The sequence below is a fragment of the Myxococcus llanfairpwllgwyngyllgogerychwyrndrobwllllantysiliogogogochensis genome (assembly GCF_006636215.1).
Taxonomy (GTDB): Bacteria; Myxococcota; Myxococcia; order Myxococcales; family Myxococcaceae; genus Myxococcus; species Myxococcus llanfairpwllgwyngyllgogerychwyrndrobwllllantysiliogogogochensis.
The window spans coordinates 19,277-27,293 of sequence record NZ_VIFM01000151.1 but is presented as its reverse complement, the minus strand read 5'-3'; the positions used below and the strand labels follow the sequence as shown (position 1 = coordinate 27,293).

Genomic DNA, 8,017 nt, shown 5'->3' with positions numbered 1-8,017 from the left:
ATCGGGGGGGAGCCCATGGTCCAGACCCGCCGGCGCCGGGGGTGGCCACGTGAGACATCGACGGTCCGCGTCCAGTTCTGTACCCTTCGCCCGTGCCTGCCGCAGAGAAAGCCGTCCGTCATCGCAAGATTGGCGCGTATCGAGTGCTCGGAGAGCTGGGCCGAGGTGGGATGGCCGTCGTGTATCGCGGCCTCCACGAGATGATTCAGCGCGAGGTCGCCATCAAGGAACTGCTGCCGGAGGGCAAGCGAGACAGGGAAACCTTGTCCCGGTTCCGCCGGGAGTCGCTCGCGCTCGCCGCCTTCCGTCACCAGAACATCGTCACCCTCTACGATTTGGTGGAGAAGAACGACAGCATGTTCATGGTGATGGAGCTGGTGGACGGGCCCACCCTCCACACGCTCATCAAGGAAGGGCCGCTGCCGCCGGACGTTACGGGCGTCATCGCCGCGCGCATCGCCAGCGCGCTGGACCACGCGCACTTCCGCCACATCATCCACCGCGACTTGAAGCCCGCCAACGTCATGCTCACCAAGTCCGGTGACGTGAAGCTGATGGACTTCGGCATCGCCAAGGACGTGGGGCTGGAGGCGCTCACCCAGGCGGGCATGGCGGTGGGCACGCCCTCGTACATGTCCCCGGAGCAGGTGACGGGCGCGCCGCTGGATGGCCGCACCGACATCTTCTCGCTCGGCGTGCTGCTCTATGAGGCCCTCTCCGGCGCCCGGCCCTTCCACGGCAAGACGGCGGGCGAGGTCTTCGCGAAGATTCGCGACGGCAAGTACACGCCGCTCAACAAGGTGGCGCCCAACGTGCCCATGCCCCTGGTGCGCATCATCCAGCGCGCCATGGAGGTGAAGCCGGAGGACCGCTTCCCGGACGCCGCCGCCATGCGCCGCGAGCTGGACGTCTTCCTCGCCCAGGAAGTCCAGGTGTCGCATGCGGGGCTCCTGGTCGCCTTCCTGCGCCACCGCCAGAAGCTGACGGAGACGGAGGCGCAGCAGTTGTTGCGGCCCCAGGAGCTGGACGCGGCGGTGGAGGTCTTCGACACCTCGCGCTCGCGCTCCGGCGGCGCCTTCAAGTGGGCGCTCGTCGCGCTCATCCTCGCCTCGGCGGCGGGGACCGGCCTCTACTTCACCCAGGCGCAGTGGGCGCCGCTCGTTCAGCAACTCACCCGCTGAGGCGGGAGGAGGCAGTCCATGGGACGCATCGTGACTTTCGTGCTGGGCATTGGCGTTCTCGCCGCGGCGGCCTGGTACGTCCTCAACCGCCCGGCGCGCACGGACCCTGAAGCGGCCGCCGCGCGCAAGCTGGAGAACGTGCACAAGGCCGCCGACCGCATCGAGACGGACCTGAACAAGAACGCCGACGCCATCTTCGACAAGGTGGAGTGAGTCGCGAGAGCGCCGTGCGAGCGGCGCTCCCTCCTCCATCCGGCTACTTCTTCTCGTGCGTGACGGTGACGATGGTGCCGATGCCGCCGCGCACGAACCAGTCACCCACCAGCGTCAGCTTGCGCGGCTGGATGGCCTTGATGATGTCGTCGGCGATGGTGTTGGTGACCTTCTCGTGGAAGGCCCCCTCGTTCCGGTACGCCCACATGTAGAGCTTCAGGCTCTTCAGCTCGATGCAGAGCTGGTCGGGGACGTACGTAATCTTGAACCGGGCGAAGTCCGGCTGCCCGGTGAGCGGGCACAGACACGTGAACTCCGGGCAGTCGAACGCGATTTCGTAATCGCGCTCGGGCGCCGGGTTGGGGAAGGTCTGGAGTTCCTTGGTCGGCTGCGAAGGCATGGCGGTGTCGTCTACCACACCATCGCTACGTGTCATCCACGACGTGGGCCCCAGCCCTCCAGGCTGCCTCCGGAGGGTTCTGTCGGCCCCTCAACGCGGCGGTCGTCCACCAGCGGGGAATGCGGGGGGCGGGCCGGTTGCGCGCTCGGAGCGGGGTTCATAATCCCGAGCAGGCCCCCCGCCACCTCCCGAGCACATGACGCTTCCCCTCGACGCCGAAGAAGCCTTCTCGTGTCTCCCTCAAGCCCTGGTGCGCGTTGGACCCGATTTATGCGTCCAGTGGAGTGAGGACGGCTTCGCCCGCAAGACGGGAATGACCCTGCGCCCGGGCACCAGCCTCCTGGACGTGCTCGAGCGCGGGAGGAGCCTGGATGCCGTGGAGCTCGCCATCCGCGAGGGTCGCCCGCACACCGGCCATGTCATCACCCGCGAGCTGCACCAGGTGCGAGTGCAGGTGAAGCCGGGCAGGGAGGCGGAGTCCCCCGGCGCCTGGCTGGTGGTGGAGCCCTCCGGGGTGGATGACGAGGGCGCCTTCTCGCTGGCGGTGCGCGAGATTGCCCGGGCCGTGGGCGAGACGCTGGAGGTGGACACCGTCTGCGCGGCGGCCGTCGTGGCGCTGGTGCGCTGCGCCCAGGTGCGGCGCGCGGAGGTCTATCTGCGCGAGGAGGACGGCTCGGAGCTGCGGCGCTCGGCGGTGTCGGACCTGGCGGGGACGGAGTCTCCCGAGGACACATTCGACCCCGAGGACGACCCGTTCCGACAGGCCATGGCCTTGCGTCAGGCGCAGCTGGGCATCCAGCGGGGGTATGGGGATTCGCTGGGCTCCATCTTCGCGGCGGTGCCGCTGTGCGCGCCGCGCCGGACGGTGGGGCTGCTGCTGCTCTACAAGGAGCAGGGCACGTCGTTCTCCGCCCGGGAGCTGGAGCTGTGGACGGCGGCGGCCAACCAGCTCGCGGTGGCGGTGGAGAACGCGCGCCTCCTGCGCGAGGCGAAGGCGGCGCTCCAGGTGCGCGAGGAGTTCATGTCCATCGCGAGCCACGAGCTGAAGACGCCGCTCACCCCGCTGAAGCTGGGCCTGTACACCATGGAGAAGCGGCTCACCGCGGGGCAGCCGCTGGAGCTGTCCACGGTGCTGAAGTCCAAGCGGCAGGTGGACCGGCTGGCGGGGCTGGTGGATGACCTGCTGGACGCCTCGCGGCTGGACGTCGGGAAGCTGGCGTTGGACCTGGCGCCGCTAGAGGTGGGGCAGCTGGTGGCGGAGGTGGTGGACCACTTCCGCGCGGCTTTCGACAGGCCCTTCGCGGTGGAGGTCCCCCGAGAGCGCGTCTGGGTTCGAGGGGACCGCGACAGGCTGGAGCAGGTGCTGGTGAACCTGCTGGAGAACGCGCACAAGTACAGCCCGCCGGGCGAGCCCATCACCGTGTGCGTGGAGCGGCTCGCGGGGGAGGCGCGCATCCACGTGAGAGACCATGGCATCGGAATCCCCGGCGCGGACCAGTCCCAGGTGTTCCAGCGCTTCTACCGGGCGCGCAACGTGTCGCACCGCAACTTCGGAGGCCTGGGGCTGGGGCTGTTCATCAGCCACTCCATCGCGCGGCTGCACGGGGGCTCGCTGTCGCTGGCGAGCGCGGAGGGCCATGGCAGCACCTTCACGATGAGCCTGCCGCGCATGCCGTCGCACGAGGTGAAGCGGCTGCCCCGGCGGGTGTTGCTGCTCGACGAGGACTCCGCGCAGGAGGCCCTGGCCGAGCGCGTGTTGTGCGCGGAGGGGTTCGAGGTGCTCACGACGCGGGACGGCGCGGAGGCGCTGCGGCGGGCCACGCACCTGCCGGTGGACCTCATCGTGCTTTCCACCTCCGTCACGCATGGGAAGGCGGGGCTGTTCCTGGAGACCTTCGCCACGCTGCCGCGCGCGCGGCCGGTGCCCATCCTCCTGGCTGGCGATGCGCGGCCGTGGTGGGCGCAGGAGGAGACGTCCCTGTGCACGCGGCCGTACGTCGCCGATGAGCTGGTGGCGCGCGTGCGCAACGTGCTCACGCGGGAGCGGCGCAGGCCCTCCGGGGGGACGCCCGCCGTGGGCGATTCGCCGCCGCTCGTGGGCTTCGGCCCCCGACTCTAGGCGCGCGCGGCGAAGAGGCCGTCAGCTCGCGGGCGTGAGGACCCGGTAGTCCACGGGAGTGATTCCCAGGCGCGACAGGGTCTCTCGCGCACGAGGGTTCTGGAAGGTGGCCAGCTCCACCTCGCGCTGCGCGCCGTAGCCGCTCTTCACCGTCTCCGGCCGGTAGCCCGGGTGGCACATCAACTCGATGATGCCCTCGGAGGGCAGCGACACCAGCTCCGCCTCCAGGCGCTCCAGCGTCCAGTACGCATCCGAGCCCGTGTCGCCCAGGAAGTGGGTGTTGGTGGGGATGCCCTGCGCCTTGAGCGCGTGGCGCATGATGGAGTCGATGGAGCGCACCGGCAGCTTCTTCTCCCTCGCGACGCGGGACAGTCCCTCCAGCACGGTGGGCTGCAGGTGCAGGTGCATGTGCACGTCCACATGGGTCGCGGGACGCCCCGTCAGCGCCGTGAAGCGCTCGAGCTGCGCGCGGGTCTCCGCCTCCACGACCTCGGCGGGCATGCTGGCGGCGCGCGACTCCACGAAGTTCCCATTGGCCCCGAGCAGCTCGCGCGGGAAGTCGCTCCCCACCGGGGTGCCTCGGGCCAGGTTCAGGTGCAGTCCCAGCGACAGGCCCTCGGCTTCGTGGGCGGAGGCCTCGGAGAACGGGGTGTTCACCAGGAGGGAGGCCGACGAGACGATGCCGTCGCGCATGGCCTGGAGGATGCCTCGGGTGACGGCGGGGTCATACCCCAGGTCGTCGGCGTTGATGATGAGGGCGCGTGTGCTCACGAAGAACTCTCCTGCGCTTCAGGGCCGAGGCCGGGTTTGGAAGAAGCGCCAGGCCTCGAGCGTGGCGTTCAGGTCCTGCGTGGGGTTGCCCGCGCTGACCGGACTGCCAGGCCAGGTGTGTCCGCCGCCCCGCACGGTGCAGAGCGACGCGGTGGCGTTCTCCGGAGAACATCCGGTGAAGGCGCTACAAGTGCTGTCCCCCTGGCGGTACGTCTCCACCACCGCGCCGCCGCAGCCATTGCGCTCCGCCTGGCTCCGGACGGAGTCCTCGGCCGAGGGGTAGGCGCGGCCGAAGGGGATGTTGTTGCCGCCCTCGTAGAGGATGACGGTGTCCGCCGTGCCATGGATATGCAGCACGGGCACCGGGCGGGAGGGGCGGCACCCATTCAGGGGCGACATTCCGGAGACGGGCGCCACGGCGGCGAAGCGCCCCGCGCGCTCACAGGCCAGCCGGTAGGAGAAGAAGCCGCCGTTGGAGAAGCCCGTGGCGAAGGTGCGGCGCGGGTCCACGCACACGCGGGTGTCCAGGTCCGCCAGGAGCGCGTCCACGAAGCCCACGTCGTCGATGTTGGACATCTGGGCCGTCCCACAGCACGCCCCCGCGTTCCAGCCCCGGGTGTTGTCTCGCGGGGGAGAGGTGCCGCCGGAAATCTCCTGGGCGCTCAGCCCGCGCGGGTACACGACGAGGAAGCCCTCCGTGTCCGCGAGCGTCGACAGGCCCGTCTGGACCTCCAACTGCTCGGGGTTCGAGCCAAAGCCATGGAAGGCCACCACCGTGGGCGTGGGCCGCGTGGCGTCGTAGCCGGGGGGCACGTGGACGCGGTAGGTCCGCGCCCGTCCGGCGTGGCTCACTGTCCATTCGTGGGTGCCGGGCCCTTCTGAGAGTCCGGTGCAGGACGCGCGCTCCGGGACGGAGGGCTCCTCGTTGGAGGGCTCGGGGCCGGTGTCGCCCGGGTCTTCCGGGCGCGAGGCAAGGGAGGATGAACAGCCGAGCGCCCCCAGGATGAGGGCGACGAGCACGAGGCGCATGGGCGGGAAGCTAATTCCCCGCCTTGCACTCTGCCGCGAGGACGTTCGCCCGTTCGGGGAATCGTTCCTCCAGCGTACGCTTCACCTCGGCGACGGCCGTCTCATTGCCACCATGGGCATGGAGCTGGCATCGCGCCGCCAGGGCTCGAGGGTCCTCCGGGGCCAGCCTGTCCGCCTCCCGATAGGCGCGCTCGGCGCCCGTGCTGTCGCCCTGACGGAAGAGGACGGCCCCCAGGTAGTAGTGAGCCACGGCCAGCTTGCCGTCCTTGCGCAACGCGCGCTTGAGCAGCGCGGCGGCCTCGTCCACGCGCTCCTGCCGGAAGCGCACGAAGCCGAGCTCCGCCAGGCTGGCCGCGTCGTCATGCTCCCGCGTCCAGGCGGACAGCACCGAGGCGGCCTCGTCCAGCCGGCCATTCTGCGACAGCATCCGCCCGTAGCGAGGCGCCACCCGCGCCACCCCCGGCTTCTGGGCATACGCCTTCGCCAGCGCCGCCACCGCGCCGGGCAGGTCGCCCTGGCGCTCGCGCAGGTCCGCCAGCATCAGCGAGGGGCGCAGGTCCTTGGGCGCCAGCGTGAGGGCCTCGTCCAACGCGCGCTCGGCCCGCTTGCCCCGGTTCAGCTCCGTCGCCGCCCGGGCCGCGAGCAGGTGCGCCTCCACGTCCTTCGGAAAGCGCGCGACGTAGGCCTCCGCCAGCTCCAGCGCCTTGAAGTGTGCGCCCGCGGTCAGCAGCACCGTCCCCGCCTGGGCCAGCTCCTCGGCGGTGGCGCGAGTGTCCTCGCCCAGGCCGGAGAGCAGCGAAACCTTCGCGGTGGGCGCGTCGGCGGCCTGTGCCTTCGCCAGCCGCTCCGTCGGAGACGACTCCGTGCGCGTCAGGTACCACGTGCCTCCGGCGCCGAGCGCCGCGAGTCCGAGCACTCCGCCCAGCACGAGGCCCCACCGCGAGCGACGTCGAGGGCCGCCCTGGGTGATGCCGGAGTCGTTGCGCGTGGGCGGCGTCGAGTCCGTCGGGTTGCGCGCGGGGGGCGTCGAGTCCGTCGCGGAGCCAGGTCGAGACGGCGGCACCACGCCCGGAGAGCTGGCGCGGAAGCCGGTGACGGTGGCGGCCTCGGTGGAGCCCGGGGACGTGGGCGTGGGCGGGCGCACGGAGTCCGGGGGCTCGCCGCCGTGGAGGGTGGCGCCCACGTCGGGCAGGAAGACCTTGGGCCACGCGGCCGGCACCGTCATGGCGTTGTGGGGCGCGGCGTTGGGGTCGAAGGCGCGAGGAATCGGCGGCGTGCCGCCATGGGACGGGTCGGCCATCCGCGCGCGGCGCAGGGCCTGTCGCTTCGGGTCCCGGTCCGGTGGGAAGAGGGTGTCCACGTACGCGGCCACCTGCTCCCCGGTGGCGACCTCGGCCTGGCCTCCAATGGCCTCGATGGCGTCGATGAAGGACTCGAGGCTGTCGAAGCGCGCGGCCGGGTCTCTCTGGAGCGCGGTGAGGCACACCAATTCCAGCGCGGCGGGGACGGACGGGTCGAACGCGGTGGGAGGCCGGGCGCGCCCCTCCGCGATGCGGCCCAGCACCTCCTCGGCCGTCATGCCGGTGAAGGGCCTGCGGCCACAGAGTTGCTCGTACAACATGACGCCCGCGGCGAAGAGGTCCGCGCGGTGGTCCACCGGCTTGCCGGCGATCATCTCCGGCGACATGTAGAAGAACTTGCCCTTGAGGACGCCGGGCTCCGTGCCCGCACCGAGCGCGTCCGCCTTGGCGATGCCGAAGTCGATGACCTTCACCGCGCCATTCACACCCACATGGATGTTGTCCGGGGTGAAGTCGCGGTGGACGATGCGCAGCGGCCGCCCCGCTTCGTCCACGGCGCGGTGGGCCGCGTCCAGGCCCCGGCAGGCCTCCACCAGCACGCGCAGGGTGATGCCCAGCGGCACGCGCTGGCCCCGCTCCGCGGCCTCCTGGCGCAGCTCCGCGAAGGAGCGGCCCTCCAGCAATTCCATCGCGATGAAGGGCTCGGTGCCCTCCATGCCCAATTCGAGGATGGAGACGACGTTGGGGTGGCGCACCTGCGCGGTGATGCGCGCCTCGTTGAGGAACATCTGCACCACGCGCCGGTCCGAGGCCAGGTGCGGCATCAGCCGCTTCACCGCCACCGCGGGCCCGCGGGCGCCGTCATCCTCGAAGCGGCGCCCCAGGTACACCTCGGCCATGCCGCCCGTCGCGATACGCGCGGACAGCCGATAGCGACCGACCCAATAGGTGTTCGGACCCGACTCCAAGATGGCGCCAGTCTATGTGCAGAGCCGCCCCGCGT

The 8,017-nt window shown here is 70.9% G+C and carries 7 protein-coding genes; 3 read left to right on the top strand and 4 right to left on the bottom strand.

What is annotated here, in order from left to right; all coding sequences use genetic code 11:
* The first annotated feature begins 170 nt into the window (after nucleotides 1–170).
* Together FJV41_RS30490 and FJV41_RS30485 are read left to right on the top strand one after the other, a co-directional pair.
* A complete protein-coding gene (locus FJV41_RS30490) occupies nucleotides 171–1,181 on the top strand; it encodes a serine/threonine-protein kinase (protein ID WP_246137526.1) in 1,011 nt (336 codons plus the stop codon).
* A gap of 18 nt (nucleotides 1,182–1,199) precedes the next feature.
* On the top strand, nucleotides 1,200–1,394 hold the full coding sequence (locus FJV41_RS30485; RefSeq protein ID WP_141646097.1) for a hypothetical protein: 195 nt from the start codon (nucleotides 1,200–1,202) through the stop codon (nucleotides 1,392–1,394).
* Nucleotides 1,395–1,437: 43 nt separating this feature from the next.
* Here the strand turns inward: FJV41_RS30485 and queF are convergent, their stop codons facing one another.
* Entirely contained in the window at nucleotides 1,438–1,794 is a 357-nt protein-coding gene (gene queF, locus FJV41_RS30480; RefSeq protein ID WP_141646096.1) for a preQ(1) synthase, read from the bottom strand.
* Between the two features lie 196 nt (nucleotides 1,795–1,990).
* Here queF and FJV41_RS30475 point away from each other — a divergent pair, with 196 nt between their 5' ends.
* Nucleotides 1,991–3,913 (top strand): ATP-binding response regulator, encoded by a 1,923-nt coding sequence (locus FJV41_RS30475; RefSeq protein ID WP_141646095.1) that lies wholly within the window; start codon nucleotides 1,991–1,993, stop codon nucleotides 3,911–3,913.
* Between the two features lie 21 nt (nucleotides 3,914–3,934).
* On the opposite strand, the gene FJV41_RS30470 is transcribed toward FJV41_RS30475, so the two are convergent.
* Genes FJV41_RS30470 through FJV41_RS30460 form a run of 3 tightly spaced genes read right to left on the bottom strand, consistent with a single transcriptional unit; the run spans nucleotide 3,935 to nucleotide 7,913 of the window.
* Nucleotides 3,935–4,684: a carbohydrate deacetylase gene (locus tag FJV41_RS30470; RefSeq protein WP_141646094.1), complete on the bottom strand. Its 750-nt coding sequence runs from the start codon at nucleotides 4,682–4,684 to the stop codon at nucleotides 3,935–3,937.
* Between the two features lie 18 nt (nucleotides 4,685–4,702).
* A complete protein-coding gene (locus tag FJV41_RS30465) occupies nucleotides 4,703–5,713 on the bottom strand; it encodes a CE1 family esterase (RefSeq protein WP_141646093.1) in 1,011 nt (336 codons plus the stop codon).
* Between the two features lie 10 nt (nucleotides 5,714–5,723).
* Nucleotides 5,724–7,913 (bottom strand): protein kinase domain-containing protein, encoded by a 2,190-nt coding sequence (locus FJV41_RS30460; RefSeq protein WP_246137525.1) that lies wholly within the window; start codon nucleotides 7,911–7,913, stop codon nucleotides 5,724–5,726.
* Between the last annotated feature and the right edge of the window lie 104 nt (nucleotides 7,914–8,017).

What these genes read in the sequence shown, in the direction of transcription:
- FJV41_RS30490 (WP_246137526.1), top strand. Translation starts at nt 171, where the DNA reads ATGGCCGTCGTGTATCGCGGCCTCCACGAGATGATTCAGCGCGAGGTC.
- FJV41_RS30485 (WP_141646097.1), top strand. Translation starts at nt 1,200, where the DNA reads ATGGGACGCATCGTGACTTTCGTGCTGGGCATTGGCGTTCTCGCCGCG.
- queF (WP_141646096.1), bottom strand. Translation starts at nt 1,794, where the DNA reads ATGCCTTCGCAGCCGACCAAGGAACTCCAGACCTTCCCCAACCCGGCG.
- FJV41_RS30475 (WP_141646095.1), top strand. Translation starts at nt 1,991, where the DNA reads ATGACGCTTCCCCTCGACGCCGAAGAAGCCTTCTCGTGTCTCCCTCAA.
- FJV41_RS30465 (WP_141646093.1), bottom strand. Translation starts at nt 5,713, where the DNA reads ATGCGCCTCGTGCTCGTCGCCCTCATCCTGGGGGCGCTCGGCTGTTCA.
- FJV41_RS30460 (WP_246137525.1), bottom strand. Translation starts at nt 7,913, where the DNA reads ATGGCCGAGGTGTACCTGGGGCGCCGCTTCGAGGATGACGGCGCCCGC.